Here is a 15,260-nt window from a genome sequence, read left to right as displayed (position 1 = left end):
AACGGCTCACCACGTGCGGCCGGTGCGGCGCTCCCACGCGTCCTCGACGCTCTCGCTGCGCGCCATGATGATCCCCGCGGGGGCCGCGCACGCGATGACCGCGCCGAGCACGATCAAGCCGGTGGTCCAGCCCCCGGTGATCTCGTGCGTGAGGCCGAGCGCGAGGGGCATGAGGGCCGCGATGGCGTATCCCACGCTCTGCACGAACCCGCTCAGCGCCACGGTCGTCTCGTGCTGGCGCGTCCGCAGGCCGAACAGCACGAGGGTGAGCGGGAAGAGCAGCGGCGGGATGCCGATGAGCACGACCCACAGCACGGTCGCGGCACCGGGGGCGACGAGCAATCCGGTCACTCCGACGACGCCGGTCACCACCGCGACGACGTAGAACGGGGTCGTGCGCCCGAGGCGCGCCACCAACAGGGGGACGAGCAGCGACACGGGCAGACCCATGAACGAGAAGAGCGCGAGCAGTCCGCCGGCCTCCGCGGCATCCACTCCCGCCACATCGATCAGCAGCGGCGGAAGCCACGCGAACATGCCGTACGCCACCGAGGAGTTGACGGCGAACGTGACCACCAGCGCCCACGTTTGCGGCACGCGCACGAGGCGCGAGAGCACCGCCGTCCGCGGCTCGTCGACGGCGTCGATGCGCGACGCGCGGGCACGCAGGCTCAACGCCACCCACGGCAGCACCGCCGCGACCGCGACCACCGCCCACACCACGAACGACCCGCGCCATCCCACGGCTCCCGCCAGCGGCACCGCGACCAGCGGCGGCGTGAAGGTCGCCACCGCCATCGTCGTGCTGTAGACGGTCGTCATCAGGCCGATGCGCTCGGGGAAGTACTTCTTCACCACGGTGGGGATGAGCACGTTCGCCACCCCGACGGCCGCGAACACCCCGGCCGTCGCCGCCAGCAGCGTCAACGCGTTGCCCGCGGCCGCCCGCGCGGCGAGCATCGCGGCCGCCACGATCGCCGCGATCAGCACCGTGCGCTCGAGCCCGACCCGTCGCTCGATCGCGGGCGTCACCATGCCCGACAGCGCGAACGCGACCGGGGGCGCCATGCCGATCAGACCGACCACCGCCGTGGGCAGCGCGAAGTCGCGACCGATCGCATCGAGCAGAGGAGACAACGACGCCACCGCGATGCGCAGCGTCAACGCCAGCAGCACGATCGCCGTGGCGGCGAGGGCGATGGTTCCCGCGCTGCGGCGGGTCAAGACTCCTGGCTGCCCTCGACCCAGGCGAGGTACTCCTCCGACACGGTCCCCGTCACGTAGCGACCGTCGAAGCAGCTCATGTCGAGGTCGGTGAGGTCGGTGCCCTCCATGATGGCCGCCTTGAGGTCGTCGACCTCCTGGTAGACCAGGTAGTCGCAGCCGAGCTCTTCGGCGATCTCGGGGATCGTCCGGCCGTGGGCGACGAGCTCGTGACGCGAGGGCATGTTGATGCCGTACACATGGGGGTAGCGCACCGGCGGTGCCGCCGAGGCGAACGTCACGCTCTTGGCCCCGGCATCCCGCGCCATCTGGATGATCTCGCGGCTCGTCGTGCCGCGCACGATCGAGTCGTCGACGAGGAGCACGTTCTTGCCCTGGAACTCGGTCGACATGGCGTTGAGCTTCTGGCGCACGCTCTTCTTGCGCACCGCCTGCCCCGGCATGATGAAGGTGCGGCCGACGTAGCGGTTCTTATAGAAGCCCTCGCGGTACTCGATGCCGAGTTTGCGGGCCACCTGCATCGCGGCCGGACGCGCGGAGTCGGGGATCGGCATGACCACGTCGATGGTCCCGGCCGGGGTGTACTTCGCCACGGTGTCGGCCAGGCGCTCGCCCATGCGCAGGCGCGTCTCGTACACCGAGATGCCGTTCATGACCGAGTCGGGGCGGGCGAGGTAGACGTACTCGAACGAGCACGGCGCGAGCGTGGGGTTCTCGGCGCACTGCTGGGAATGCAGCGTCCCGTCGAGGGTGATGAACACCGCCTCGCCGGGCAGCAGGTCGCGCACGACCTCGAAGCCGGCGTTCTCGAGCACCAACGACTCCGAGGCCACGATGTACTCGTCGCGCGGCTCGCCGCCCGGCACCTGCGCTGCGGGACGCTTGCCGAGGATGAGGGGGCGGATGCCGAAGGGGTCGCGGAACGCGAGCAGGCCGTAGCCGGCGATGAGGGCGATCGAGGCGTACGACCCCTCGACGCGCTCGTGCACGCGCGCCACCGCGCGGAACACCTGTGCGGGGTCGAGGTCGGGGCCGGTGATCTCGGACTGCAGTTCGGAGCCGAGGATGTTCACGAGCAGCTCGGTGTCGCTGCTGGTGTTCAGGTGCCGGCGGTCTTTGTGGAACAGCTCGCCCGTGAGCTCGCGCGTGTTCGTCAGGTTGCCGTTGTGCACCAGCACGATGCCGTAGGGCGCGTTGACGTAGAAGGGCTGGGCCTCTTCTTCGTTCGACGCGGTGCCCTTGGTGGCGTAGCGCACGTGCCCGAGACCGATGTCGCCGAGCAGGGCGCGCATGTCGCGGGTGCGGAACGCCTCGCGCACCTGGCCGCGGGCCTTGTGGATGTGGAACACGCCGCTGGACTCGGCCGTGGCCATGCCCGTGGAATCCTGTCCCCGATGCTGGAGCAGGAGGAGCGCGTCGTAGATCTCCTGGTTGACCGGGCCCTGCCCGGCCATGCCGACGATGCCGCACATGAGGTGTTAGCTGGCTCCGTTCGCCGGCGTGCCGGCATCCGCATACGTTCCGACCAAGCGCACGGCGCCGCCGTCGACGCCCTTGGCGCCCTGTTCGTACTCGCCCTCGGGGCGGGCGCCGTCGCGCACGACGCCGACCTGCCACGTGGCGATGCCCTCCGCCTGCAGTGCCGCGATCGCGGCCTCGGCCACCTCGGGGGCGACGACCGCGAGGAAGCCGATGCCGAGGTTCCAGGTGCCCTCGGTGGCCGTGAGCTCGAGGCCGCCCATGTCGGCGAGCACGCGGAACACCGGCGACGGGCTCCACGTCGAGCGGTCGACGTCGACCCAGCTGTCTTGCGGCAGCACGCGCGCGAGGTTGGCGGCGATGCCGCCGCCCGTGACGTGGCTGAGGGAGTGGATGCCGGTGCCCACCGCGCCGTCGTCGAGCAGGCGCAGCAGCGGCGAGGTGTACAGGCGCGTGGGCTCGAGCAGTGCCTCGCCCCAGGTGCCGCCGAGCTCGGCCGAGGCCGAGCCGTACGCGATGCCCGCGCCCGTGATGATGTGACGCACGAGCGAGTAGCCGTTGGAGTGCAGGCCGCTGGAGGCCAGCGCGAGCACGACGTCACCGCTGCGCACGCGGTCGGCGCCGAGGATGCGGTCGGCCTCGACCACACCGGTCGCCGCTCCCGCGACGTCGTAGTCGTCGATGCCCAGCAGGCCGGGGTGCTCGGCGGTCTCGCCGCCCACCAGCGCGGTGCCGGTCATCGCGCAGCCGCGCGCGATGCCCGCGACGATGTCGGCGATGCGCTGAGGCACGACCTTGCCGCACGCGATGTAGTCGGTCATGAACAGCGGACGCGCACCGACCACGACGATGTCGTCGACGACCATGCCGACGAGGTCTTCGCCGATCGTGTCGTGCTTGTCGATGGCCTGCGCGATCGCGACCTTGGTGCCGACGCCGTCGGTGCTGGTCGCGAGCAGGGGCCGCGCGTAGTCGCGCAGGGCGGAGGCGTCGAAGAGACCGGCGAATCCGCCGACCCCGCCGAGCACCTCGGGCCCGTGCGTGCGGCGCACGGCCGACTTCATCAGTTCGACGGCGAGATCTCCGGCGGCGGTATCGACGCCTGCGGCGGAGTATGGGTTTTCGTGGGGAGCGGAAGCCACCGCAACAGACTACCCGGGCTCGACACGCGCGGGTGTCCGCGCGTCGACGCAAGGCCCGGTCGCACAGGCGGTGCGAATCCCTACAATGACGCCATGACGGGCGGGCAGCCGGAGTGGGTGATCCGCGAAGACGCGGCGCAATCGGTGCTCGTCGCGCTCTATCTGCGTCAGGTCATCGGCATCCGGGCCCCCGAAGAGCTCCCGGCGCTGCGCCGCGTGCCCACGCCTCTCACGGTGTCGAGGTCGGACGACGCGCAGGCCCGGCTCGAACGCGAGTGGCGGGAGTACTGGGCCATGACCGTCGAACCGCAGGTGCACCCCTCCCCCGTCCCCCTCGAGCTCATCGACGGCTTCGACACTCTCGTGACCCTCCCCGAGGGGCGAGCCGAGGCACTGCGGGCGGCGATCGACGACCACGCCGACGACGCCGTCGAGTTCGCGCGCCTGTCGCACGACCGATACTCCCGCGAGGCGGCGGCGCGCCCCGGGGTGTCGTACCGCGCCTACGCCAGCGCGATCGCGGCGCACGAGCGCATCGTGGGGCGACGCGCGCACTCGTTCGAACTCAACGTGCAGGTGCTCCCGCTCGCCCAGCGGGGCGTGTGGTGGATCGGCTCGCTCACGGTCGCGGTGACCGACGGCCTGCGCGGCGACGTCGCCGCGTTCGACACGGCGATCCACCCGATCATCGCCGAACTGGCGTGACGCGGGTCAGACCTCGTACTGTTCGTGGTCGACCATCACCTGGCGGGTGCGGCCGCCGAGCGTGCGCTCGAAGATGAGGGCGACGACCGCGGCGAGCACGACACCGACGACGACGCAGATCAGCGCGGTGAAGCCGAAGACCTGCAGCTCGGAGTACACGACCTGCGTGTAGGGGCTGAGGTTGGAGCCGTCGATCGCGAACGTGAGGATGAGGGCGGCCAGGATGCCGAGGAAGGCACCCGCGGCCAGGAAGACGCCGTACTTCGGCGCGCGGCGGACGGTCACGGTCTCGATGTCGTCGCGGACGTACACCGGTCGTTCGGGGGCGGGCTGCTCGGCCATAGGCCCATTGTCCCACCGCCGGGCGCGCAGCGGGTCGTGGGTTCGCGCGGGGGCGGATGCCGAGGACGCACCCCTTCGCCGAGACCGCATTCGCGCGGCGTCGGCGATTCGGCGGTTCCGCCCGGCGAGGGACGCCGCCGCGGATCAGCGCGCGGCGGAGGGCGGGGCCGTCGAGCCGCGCACGATGAGCTGCGAGGGCAGCACGGTCTCGCCGATCGACGCCGCGCCCGACATCGCCTGCAGCAGCAGGTCGACGGCGAGGGCCCCGGCGCGGGCGATCGGCATCCGCACCGTGGTGAGGCTCGGCGTGACGGCTCCGGCGAGCTCGATGTCGTCGATGCCCACGAGGCTGACGTCGTCGGGGCACACGCGCCCGAGCTCGGCCATGCCGGCTTCGAGCCCGAGGGCGACGAGGTCGTTGTAGGCGATGACCGCGGTGGCGCCGCTGGCGACGGCCGCCGCGGCTCCCGCTCGCCCGCCCTGGATCGAGGCAGCGTGGTTGCTCAGACGGGTGAGGCGGATGCCGAAGCGCTCGCACGCGCGCGCCACGGCGTCGGCACGCTGTTCGTCGGCCCACGATCCGTGCGGGCCGGAGGCGTACGCGACGTGATGGTGGCCGAGGGCGGAGAGGTGCTCGACCGCCTGGGTCGGCCCGCGCTCGGCGTCCATCACGACGCACACGGCGCCGTCGATCACGCGGTTGACGATGACGTGGGGGGTGTCGGCCACGAGCGAGAGCACTTCGCGCTCGGGAAGGCGCGGGGAGCACAGCAGCAGTCCGTCGGTGCGGCATCCGAGCTCGATCGCCTCGCGCTCGCGGCGCAGGTCTTCGTCCGCGTCGAACAGCACGATGCGATGCCGGCCGTGCCACGCCTGCCCCTGGATCGCCTTGAGCAGGGTCGCGTAGACGGGGTTCGCGGCATCCGGCACCACCACCGCGATCGTTCGGGTGCCGACGGCCGCCTGCGGCGTGGCGTAGCCGAGCTCGGCCGCGGCGCGGCGCACTCGCTCGAGGGTCGCGGGGGCGAGGCGGTCGGGCTCGCCGAAGGCGCGCGACGCCGTGGCGATCGACACACCCGCGTGCCGTGCCACCTCGGTCAGGTTCGCCGCCATCACCACCGTCTCTCTGCCGTCGTTCCATCATCGTGCATGCCGACCTGAAAACTGTTGACAAGTTTGTACAAACACTGCACACTGCTTTCATGCCGATCATCGACGATCTCACCCGGTCGAGCCCCGCCGCCCCGACGGGAGCCCGCGCATGAGCGCGATCCTGCGCCGCGGCGCGAGCCTCCCCACGGCAATCCCCTCCGCCCCCTCGGGCGCCGGCATCCTGCACCTCGGACTCGGCAGCTTCCACCGCGCCCACCAGGCCGTCTACACCGCGGCCGCGATGCGCGCCGAGGGCGGCGACTGGGGCATCGTCGGCGTCGCCTCGCGCTCGCGCCGGGTCGTCGACGCCCTGCACGCGCAGGACCACCTCTACTCCGTCGCGACGGTCTCGCCCGCGGGCACGACCCTCGACATCCCCGGGGTGCACACCGACTCGTACGTCGCCGCCGACGACCCGGCCCGCGTGGTCGCCGACCTCGCCGACCCGCGCATCCGCATCGCGACGCTCACGGTGACCGAGAACGGCTACAGCTACTCCAACGCCACCCAGCGCCTCGACGTCGCCGACCCGATCGTCGCCGCCGACCTGCGCGGGGGCGCCCCCCGCTCGACCATCGGCCAGCTCGCGCGCGGCCTGCAGCGCCGGGCCGCGGCGGGCGGAGAGCCGATCGCGATCCTCAGCTGCGACAACCTGCTGTCGAACGGCTCGCACACCGAGAAGCTCGTGCGGGCCTTCCTGCAGGAGCTTCCGGATGCCGAGTCGGCCGACGCCCTGGCCTACCTGGACCGCGCCGTGACCTTCCCCTCGAGCATGGTCGACCGCATCGTGCCCTCGACCACCCCCGAGCTGACCGACCGCGTGGCCGCTCTCCTCGGCGTGCGCGACGAGGTCCCCGTGCCGGCCGAGCCCTTCACGATGTGGGCGATCGAAGACCGCTTCGCGGGCGGCCGCCCGGCGTGGGAGGCCGGCGGCGCGGTGTTCACCGACGAGGTGGGCGCGTACGAGCTGCTCAAGGTGCGCCTGCTCAACGGCACGCACTCGCTGATCGCCTACCTCGGCGCCCTGCGCGGGGTTCCCACGATCCCGGATGCCATCGCCCTGGCCGACGTCGAAGCCGCCGCCACCGCGATCCTGCGGGGCGAGTACGAGCCCTCGGTCACCGCTCCGCGGGGCGTCGACATCGCGGCGTACGAGCGCGACCTGTTCGCCCGCTGGGGCAACAGCGCGCTCGGACACCGCACGAGCCAGGTCGGCTCCGACGGGTCGGTCAAGCTCGGCCAGCGCATCCCCGGCCCGGTCGCCCAGGCGTTCGAGCGGGGGGAGTTCCCGCACCTGATCGCCCTCACGGTGGCCGCATACCTCGCCTGCATCGCCCCGCCCGCGGGCTTCGACCCCGGCCCCCACGCCGCGGCGATGACCGACCCGGCGCGCGAGCGCCTCACCGCCGTCGCCACCCGCGGCGGCCGCGACCTCGCCGCCCGCGCGATCGTCGATCTCCAGTTGTTCGGCGAAGACCTCGCGCACCGCACCGCCTTCGTCGACCGCGTGGGCGACCTGCTCGACACGATCGTCGAGCGGGGCGTCGACAGTGCGATCGCCGAGAGCCTCTCGGCATCCGGCACCCTCGCCCCCACCGCCCCCTGACCCATCCGCGCCCACCCGGGCGCACAGACTCGAAGGAGACGCGATGAAGCTTCTCGCGATCCACGCCGCGGAAGACATCCGCTGGGAAGACCGCCCCGCCCCCGAACCGGGCGACGGCGAGGTGCGGCTGCGCGTGCGCTACGTCGGCATCTGCGGGTCGGACCTGCACTACTACTTCCACGGCAAGAACGGCGAGTACGCGGTGCGCGAGCCCCTGACCCCCGGTCACGAGCTGTCGGCCGAGGTCGACCTCGACCCCTCGGGTCGGCTCGCGCCGGGCACGCCCGTCACCGTGCACCCCGCGCGCTTCGGCCCTTCGGTGCCGGGCCTCGAGGAGCGCCCGCACCTGCGTGCGGGCGGCGACTACCTCGGTAGCGCCGCGGGCTTCCCGCACCGACAGGGCGGAGCCGCCGAGCTGCTCGTGGTCGAAGAGCACATGATCCGCGTCCTGCCCGAGGGGCTGTCGCTCGAGCGCGCCGCCCTCGCCGAGCCCCTCGCCGTCGCCATCCACGCGGTGAGCCTCGCGGGCGACCTCTCCGGCAAACGCGCGCTCGTCATCGGCTCCGGCCCCATCGGACTGCTCGTCGCGGCGGCCGCCGTGCACGCGGGAGCCGAGCTGGTCGGCGCGAGCGACGTGCGCCCCGAACCGCTCGAGCGCGCCCGCGCCCTCGGTGCGGGCGAAACCTTCCTCGTGGGCACCGACACGATCGAGAACGAGTCGTTCGACGTGGTCTTCGAGTGCTCCGGCGTCGGAGTGGCCCTCACGCAGGCCGTCCGCGCCGCCCGCCGCGCCGGCACCGTCGTGCAGGTGGGCATGCTCCCGGATGCCGAGCTCGGGGTGAACCTCGCCCCGATGCTCGCGAAGGAGCTGACGCTGCGCGGAGCCTTCCGCTTCTCGAGCGAGATCGACGACGCCATCGCGATGCTCGCCTCGACCGACGCGCTCGACACCGTCGTGTCGCACGTCGTCCCCGCCGCCGACGCGGTCAGCGCGTTCGCCGTTGCACGGGACTCCTCGGCATCCGCCAAAGTCCTGCTCGCTCTGTGAGCAAGCCCCTCGAACATCCCCCGACACCCCAGCGATTCCGCTACGCATCACCTACGAAGGAGTAATCCGATGAGCAGCTCATCCGCCCCCGGCGTCGACGCCTCGACGTCGCCGCCCGTCGCCACACGGTCCGTCGGCGACCTCGCCCGCGCCGCCGTCTCGGGCTGGCTCGGCACCGCCCTGGAATTCATGGACTTTCAGCTGTACTCGCTCGCCGCGGCCCTCGTGTTCAGCCAGATCTTCTTCGCCGGCGGCGACGCCGCGATGGCCGTCGTGCTCGCGATGGCGACCTACGGCGTGGGCTATGTCGCCCGCCCGGTCGGCGCCTTCTTCTTCGCCCGCATCGGCGACAAGATCGGCCGCAAGCAGGTGCTGTTCTACACGATCCTGCTCATGGGCGCGGCGACCACCCTCATCGGCGTGCTGCCCACCTACGAGCAGGTCGGCATCCTGGCCCCGATCCTCCTCGTGGTGCTCCGCCTCGCCCAGGGCTTCGGCGCCGGCGCCGAGATCTCGGGCGCGGGCGTCATGCTCGCCGAGTACGCCCCCGACAACCGCCGCGGCGTCGTCGCCTCGCTCGTCGCGCTCGGCACCAACTGCGGAACGCTGTTCGCCTCGGGCATCTGGGCGATCCTGCTCGCCGTGATGATGGAGAGCGACGTCATCGCCTGGGGCTGGCGCATCCCCTTCATCGGCAGCGCGATCATCATGCTCTTCGCCCTGTGGGTGCGCTTCAACCTCAAGGAGAGCCCGGTCTTCGAGGAGCGCACCGACGTCGTCGACGGCAAGGCGCTCTCGCGCGCCGAGCTGCACAAGGTCGCCACCGAGACCAACGACATCCGCACGCTCGAGTCGCTGCAGAAGAAGCCGCTCAAGGCCGTTCTCGTGTCGTTCTTCCTGCGCTTCGGCCAGGCCGGCAACTCCGGCATCGTGCAGACGTACCTCATCTCGTTCATCACGATCACCCTCGCGATCTCGAAGGAGGTCGGTCCCGAGATCGTCATCGTCTCGTCGCTGATCGGCTTCCTCACGATCCCGCTCGTCGGCTTCCTCGGCGACAAGTTCGGCCGCCGCCGCATGTACATCGTCATGTCGGCGCTGTCGCTGCTGCTGATCGTGCCGGCGCTGCTGATGATCAACTCCCGCGAGGTGGGCGCGATCTTCGTCGGCTACGCCCTGATCCACAACATCTCGGTGCTGGGCCTGGCGTCGATGGAGAACATCTCGATCCCCGAGATCTTCGGCGCCCGCAACCGCTACACCCTCACCGCCGTCGTCCGCGAGGTCGCCGCGATCATCGCCACCGGTATCGGCCCCGTCGTCGCCGCGGCCTGGGTGGCCGCCGCCACCGGCAGCATCGTCCCGATCATGGTGCTCATGGGCATCTTCACCGCGTCGGCCCTGGTCGCCGCGATCGTGGCCCCCGAGTGGACCGGTCGCGATCTGCGGGATCCCCGCCCCGCGATGTGATCCCGCGGGGTCGCTCTCGGGCGGCCCCGCACCCGGGCGGGTTCGTGACGGCGGACCCGCCCGGCATCGCTCCCCTCCCGCGCGTCCTCCCGGGGCGCCCAGCGTGGCCCCGGGTCCACGTTCGACGCCCCGGGGCCAGCTCTGACGCCCCTGCGGGTGCGTCGCTGCCACATCCAGCGCCCCGGGGCCACGAATCGCGCCCCGCTTCGACCCGCCACCTCCCCTCCGCCAGAAAGTCCGCACATGAGCATCGCCTCCGTCGACGTCACCGTCACCAGCCCCGGCCGCAACTTCGTCACCCTGAAGATCACCACGAGCGACGGTGTCGTCGGATGGGGGGATGCCACCGTCAACGGCCGCGAGCTGTCTGTGGCGTCGTACCTCTCCGACCACCTCGCCTCGATGCTCATCGGCCGCGACGAGGACCGCATCGAAGACACCTGGCAGTACCTCTACCGCGGGGCGTACTGGCGCCGCGGACCGGTGACCATGGCCGCGATCGCCGCGGTCGACATGGCGCTGTGGGACATCAAGGCCAAGAAGGCCGGGATGCCGCTGTACCAGCTGCTCGGAGGCGCGAGCCGCGACGGCGTGCGCGTCTACGCCCACGCCTCGGGCACCGACTTCGAGGCCCTCTCGAACGCGATCACCGGATACCGCGAGCTCGGCTTCACCGCCGTGCGCGTGCAGACCGGCGTCCCCGGCCTCGGGCAGATCTACGGCGTCTCGGCCGCGGGCCCGGGCGTGCGGTACGACTACGAGCCCGCGAAGCGCTCGGGCGACCGCCCCGCCGAAGAGACCTGGGACACCCGCCAGTACCTCAACCACATGCCCGGGGTCTTCTCGAAGATCCGCGAGGAGTTCGGCACCGACCTGCGCATCCTGCACGACGGCCACCACCGCATGTCGCCGATCGAAGCCGCGCGTTTCGCGAAGGACGTCGAGCCCTACGACCTGTTCTGGCTCGAAGACGCCACTCCCGGCGAAGACCAGACGGCGCTGCGGCTCATCCGCCAGCACTCGACCACGCCGCTCGCGATCGGCGAGGTGTTCAACACCGTGTACGACTACCAGACGCTCATCACCGAGCGCCTGATCGACTACGTGCGCTCGGCCGTGACCCACACCGGTGGCATCACCGCGATGAAGAAGCTCCTCGACTTCGCCGCGATCTACGGCATCCGCTCCGGCATCCACGGTCCCACCGACATCTCCCCCGTCGGCATGGCGGCGGCCCTGCACCTCGATCTCGCGATCCACAACTTCGGCATCCAGGAGTACATGCCGCACAACGAGCAGACGCTCGAGGTGTTCCAGACCTCGTTCACCTTCGACAAGGGCTTCCTGCACCCGGGCGACCAGCCCGGCCTCGGCGTCGAGCTCGACGAAGAGGCCGCCGGCGCGTTCGAGTACACGAAGGCGTACCTGCCCGTGAACCGCCTTCTCGATGGGACCGTCCATGACTGGTGAGCTTCCCGCCCGCACCGTTTCGTCGAAGCTCGTCGTGGTCGCCCGGGCATCCGCCGCGTCGGACTACGCGCCCGTGCTGGCCTCGCTCGCCGAGGCGGGGGTGCAGAGCGTCGAGCTGACGCTCACCACGCCCGGCACCTTCGACGCCTTCGCCGACCTGCGTTCGTCGTTCGACGGCGACCTCGGCATCGGCACGGTCGCGAACCTCGACCAGCTCGAGCGCGCGATCGCCGTCGGCGCCGACTACGTCGTCACCCCGATCACCTCGACCGCTCTGGTCGAGCACGCGGTCGCCGCGGGCATGCCGATCATCCCCGGTGGCCTCACCCCCACCGAGCTGTTCGCCTCGTGGTCGGCGGGCGCCTCGGCGGTTAAGGTGTTCCCGGCCGGTCAGGTCGGCCCCGGCTACCTGAAGGATCTGCGCGGACCGTTCCCCGACATCGCCGTCGTCCCCTCGGGAGGGGTGGATGCCGACAGCGCGGCCGCCTGGCTCGCGGCGGGCGCCGTGGCGGTCAGCGTCGGCGGTCCGCTGCTCGGCGACGCGTTCCGCGGCGGCGACCTGGGCGCGCTCCGCGAGCGGGCCGAGCGGTTCGTCGCGGTGTGCGCGGGGTCGGACCTGCTCGCGGGGCGGAGCGCGTGACCCGCGTCGTCACCCTCGGCGAGACGATGGCGCTCGCCCGCACGACCGAGGTCGGCTCGCTCCGGCACGCCGCGGGCCTGGCGCTCGGCATCGGTGGCGCGGAGACCAACGTCGCCGTGGGCCTGCGCCGCTTGGGCGTCGATGCCGCGTGGCTCGGCCGCGTCGGCGACGACCCGCTCGGCGAGCGCATCGCGCGGGAGCTGCGGGGCGAAGGACTCGATGTGCACGCGATCGTCGACGCCGAGGCGCCGACCGGCCTGATGCTCAAGGAGCGCCCGTCCGCGGCATCCACCGCCGTGCACTACTACCGCCGCGGTTCGGCGGGGTCACGCCTCGCGCCCGACGACGTTCCGGCGGGATGGATCGAAGACGCCGACCTGTTGCACATCACGGGCATCACGCCCCTGCTGTCCGACACCGCTCGCGCCGCCGTGCTCTCGGCCGTCGAGCGCGCCCGCGCGGCCGGCGTCGCGGTCAGCTTCGACGTCAACTACCGCTCCGCCCTGGCGTCCCCCGCGGTCGCGGGACCGATCCTCCGCGAGATCGCGGCGCTGTCGACCCTCGTCTTCGGCGGGGTCGAGGAGTTCGCCCTGATGAGCCCGGATGCCGCGGAGTCGCTCCTCGATTGCGGCGTGCAGCACGTGGTGGTCAAGCGCGGCCCGGGTGGGGCCGCCGCCTTCACGGCGACCGGTGCCACCGAGGCTCCGGGCTTCGTCATCGACCCTCTCGACACCGTGGGCGCGGGCGACGCGTTCGTCGCGGGCTACCTCAGCGCTTACCTCGAGGGCCTCGACGTGGCCGACACGTTGGTCCGCGCCAACGCCTGCGGCGCGATGGCCTGTCTCGTGCCCGGCGACTGGGAAGCCGCGCCCACGCGCCGCGACCTCAAGCGCTTCCTCACCGGCGGCGGCGACCCGGTCCGGCGCTGACGCGGTCGGACCGGCGCTGCCCCGACCACCGCTCGAGATCACGCGATCCTGCGCAGCTCGTTCGGGGAATCTCGAGCGGATCGTGCACCCGGCGGAGAGCCGCGGATGCCGCGACCCGGGCTACGGCCGCAGCGGCAGCAGCGCGCTGATGTCGGCGCGCACGCCCGAGGCGACGATGCGGCCCGCGGTCACGGCATCCGCCCAATGCTCTTGCCCCGTCGCCACGGCGATCCACGTCGCCGCATCGGTCTCGACCACGTTGGGCGGAGTGCCGCGCGTGTGCCGGGGGCCCTCGATCACCTGCACCGCGCCGAAGGGCGGCACGCGCATCTCGACCGAGTTGCCCGGGGCCTTTTCGACGAGCAGCTGCAGCAGGTAGCGCACGGCCGTGGCGGTCGCCGGGCGCGGGGCGTCTCCGGCGGCCACCGCGGCGAGCGCTGCGCGGCCGTCTCCGGTCTCGATGCGGCGGGGAGGCATGGCATCCACGCTACCCGCGGAGCAGGGGGGGGTCTGCGTCTCGCGGCGCGCGCGAACCTCGGCGATTCGCACAACCTCAGTCGCATCCCACCGCCGCGGGCTGAGGCTGCGCAGATGACGGAGGGTGTGACGCCTTCCCCACGCCGACACCCGCGCACGAGCTCAGCGATTCGCACAACCTCCGTGGCATCCCACCGCCGCGGGCTGAGGTTACGCAGATCGCTGAGCGTGCGCGCCTTCCGCATCGCGGCGCGAAGGCACGGACCCGCGCTCGATAGGCTGACCGCGTGAGAATCCTGGTCCTCGGTTCGGGCGCGCGCGAGCACGCCATCATCCTCGCCCTGCGTTCGGAGGAGGCCTCGCACGCCATCTTCGCCGCCCCCGGCAACGCCGGGATCGCCCGCGAGGCTCACCTGGTCGACCTCGACCCGATGAACCCGACGGCCGTGCTCGAGTTCGCCAAGAGCGAGGCGATCGACCTCGTCGTCGTCGGCCCCGAGGCACCTCTCGTCGCCGGTGTCGCCGACCCGCTGCGCGCGCACGGCATCCCCGTGTTCGGCCCGGGCAAGGCGGCCGCCCAGCTCGAGGGGTCGAAGACCTACGCGAAGCGCATCATGGATGCCGCGGGCGTGCCCACCGGAGGAGCCGTGCGCGCGCACGACAGCGCCACCGTCGAAGCCGCCCTCGACCGGTTCGGCGCCCCCTACGTCGTCAAGGCCGACGGGCTGGCCGCGGGCAAGGGCGTCATCGTGACCTCCGACCGCGCCGCCGCCCTCGCCCACGCCGAGAGCTACCTGCCGAGCGGCGCCGTGCTGATCGAGGAGTTCCTCTCGGGCCCCGAGGTTTCGCTCTTCTTCCTGAGCGACGGCGACCGCGTCGCCCCGCTCAGCCCCGCGCAGGACTTCAAGCGCCTCCGCGACGGCGACGAAGGGCCCAACACGGGCGGCATGGGCGCGTACTCTCCGCTGCCGTGGCTCGACGAGCGCTTCGGTGGCGAAGACGAGTTCGTCGCCCTCGTGACGCGCGAGATCGCCGAGCCCGTGATCCGGCAGATGGATGCCGAGGGCACCCCCTTCATCGGACTCCTCTACGCCGGGCTCATCCTGACCGAGCAGGGCGTGAAGGTCATCGAGTTCAACGCCCGTTTCGGCGACCCCGAGACGCAGGTCGTGCTGCCGCGTCTGATCGACCCCCTGTCCCGCCTTCTGCTGGCGGCGGCCTCGGGCACGCTCGAGGATCAGCCGCGTCCCGCTTTCGCCGAGGCGACCGCCGTGACGGTGGTGCTCGCGAGCGAGGGGTACCCCGAGGCGCCCCTCACCGGTCGCGTGCTGACCGGGATCGACGCGGCCGAAGAGGTCGACGGAGTGCACGTCGCTCACGCGGCCACGGCCCTGCGTGACGGCGAGCTCGTCGCCACCGGCGGGCGCGTGCTGAGCGTGGTCGCGACCGGCACGACCTTCGCCGAGGCGCGTGAGGCGGCCTACGCGGGGCTCGAGCGCATCGGCCTCGAGGGCGGACAGTTCCGCACCGACATCGCAGCGCGGGTCGCCCAGAGCTGAGCGCCCCCGCGGGGACT

14 protein-coding genes are annotated in these 15,260 nt (G+C 72.0%); 8 read left to right on the top strand and 6 right to left on the bottom strand.

The genetic code is table 11. The features are described 5' to 3' along the window. Positions 1-6 precede the first annotated feature (6 nt). Genes LPW41_RS02850 through purM form a run of 3 tightly spaced genes read right to left on the bottom strand, consistent with a single transcriptional unit; the run spans position 7 to position 3,845 of the window. Positions 7-1,224, bottom strand: a complete 1,218-nt coding sequence (locus LPW41_RS02850; RefSeq protein ID WP_230704064.1) for a CynX/NimT family MFS transporter — start codon at positions 1,222-1,224, stop codon at positions 7-9. Continuing rightward, positions 1,221-2,696, bottom strand: coding sequence for an amidophosphoribosyltransferase (gene purF / locus LPW41_RS02845; RefSeq protein ID WP_144830250.1), 1,476 nt, complete (start codon positions 2,694-2,696; stop codon positions 1,221-1,223). The genes LPW41_RS02850 and purF overlap by 4 nt, the downstream gene beginning before the upstream one ends. 6 nt (positions 2,697-2,702) lie before the next feature. After that, positions 2,703-3,845 carry a phosphoribosylformylglycinamidine cyclo-ligase gene (gene purM / locus LPW41_RS02840; RefSeq protein ID WP_144830254.1) on the bottom strand — a complete coding sequence of 381 codons (1,143 nt, stop codon included), beginning with the start codon at positions 3,843-3,845 and terminating at the stop codon, positions 2,703-2,705. Between the two features lie 93 nt (positions 3,846-3,938). Here purM and LPW41_RS02835 point away from each other — a divergent pair, with 93 nt between their 5' ends. Then, positions 3,939-4,550, top strand: a complete 612-nt coding sequence (locus LPW41_RS02835) for a zinc-binding alcohol dehydrogenase (protein ID WP_230704063.1) — start codon at positions 3,939-3,941, stop codon at positions 4,548-4,550. 6 nt (positions 4,551-4,556) lie between these two features. Here LPW41_RS02835 and LPW41_RS02830 read toward each other — a convergent pair whose 3' ends face one another. Next, positions 4,557-4,892: a potassium transporter Trk gene (locus tag LPW41_RS02830; RefSeq protein ID WP_230704062.1), complete on the bottom strand. Its 336-nt coding sequence runs from the start codon at positions 4,890-4,892 to the stop codon at positions 4,557-4,559. A 144-nt stretch (positions 4,893-5,036) separates the two neighbouring features. Further along, entirely contained in the window at positions 5,037-6,005 is a 969-nt protein-coding gene (locus tag LPW41_RS02825; protein ID WP_144830263.1) for a LacI family DNA-binding transcriptional regulator, read from the bottom strand. A 148-nt stretch (positions 6,006-6,153) separates the two neighbouring features. Between LPW41_RS02825 and LPW41_RS02820 the strand changes: the two genes are divergently transcribed. From LPW41_RS02820 to LPW41_RS02795, 6 genes are all read left to right on the top strand, one after another. After that, a complete protein-coding gene (locus LPW41_RS02820) occupies positions 6,154-7,650 on the top strand; it encodes a mannitol dehydrogenase family protein (protein ID WP_230704061.1) in 1,497 nt (498 codons plus the stop codon). A gap of 43 nt (positions 7,651-7,693) precedes the next feature. Beyond that, positions 7,694-8,698, top strand: a complete 1,005-nt coding sequence (locus tag LPW41_RS02815) for an L-idonate 5-dehydrogenase (protein ID WP_144830268.1) — start codon at positions 7,694-7,696, stop codon at positions 8,696-8,698. A 69-nt stretch (positions 8,699-8,767) separates the two neighbouring features. After that, entirely contained in the window at positions 8,768-10,168 is a 1,401-nt protein-coding gene (locus LPW41_RS02810; protein ID WP_144830271.1) for an MFS transporter, read from the top strand. Between the two features lie 243 nt (positions 10,169-10,411). Further along, entirely contained in the window at positions 10,412-11,638 is a 1,227-nt protein-coding gene (gene manD, locus LPW41_RS02805) for a D-mannonate dehydratase ManD (protein WP_230704060.1), read from the top strand. Continuing rightward, positions 11,628-12,278, top strand: coding sequence for a bifunctional 4-hydroxy-2-oxoglutarate aldolase/2-dehydro-3-deoxy-phosphogluconate aldolase (locus LPW41_RS02800; protein ID WP_144830277.1), 651 nt, complete (start codon positions 11,628-11,630; stop codon positions 12,276-12,278). The genes manD and LPW41_RS02800 overlap by 11 nt, the downstream gene beginning before the upstream one ends. After that, positions 12,275-13,207, top strand: a complete 933-nt coding sequence (locus LPW41_RS02795) for a sugar kinase (RefSeq protein WP_230704059.1) — start codon at positions 12,275-12,277, stop codon at positions 13,205-13,207. Before LPW41_RS02800 ends, LPW41_RS02795 begins: the two co-directional genes overlap by 4 nt. Positions 13,208-13,327: 120 nt before the next feature. Here LPW41_RS02795 and LPW41_RS02790 read toward each other — a convergent pair whose 3' ends face one another. Further along, the gene (locus tag LPW41_RS02790; protein ID WP_144830284.1) at positions 13,328-13,684 is read right to left on the bottom strand and encodes a sterol carrier family protein; all 357 of its coding nucleotides are present in this window, start codon (positions 13,682-13,684) and stop codon (positions 13,328-13,330) included. A gap of 287 nt (positions 13,685-13,971) precedes the next feature. On the opposite strand from LPW41_RS02790, the gene purD reads away from it, so the two are divergent. Continuing rightward, the gene (purD, locus tag LPW41_RS02785) at positions 13,972-15,243 is read left to right on the top strand and encodes a phosphoribosylamine--glycine ligase (RefSeq protein WP_230704058.1); all 1,272 of its coding nucleotides are present in this window, start codon (positions 13,972-13,974) and stop codon (positions 15,241-15,243) included. The last annotated feature ends 17 nt before the right edge of the window (positions 15,244-15,260 follow it).

It is taken from the genome of Microbacterium sp. JC 701 (genome assembly GCF_021026215.1).
Classification (GTDB): Bacteria; Actinomycetota; Actinomycetes; order Actinomycetales; family Microbacteriaceae; genus Microbacterium; species Microbacterium algihabitans.
This window is presented reverse-complemented; position numbering and strand designations above follow the sequence as displayed.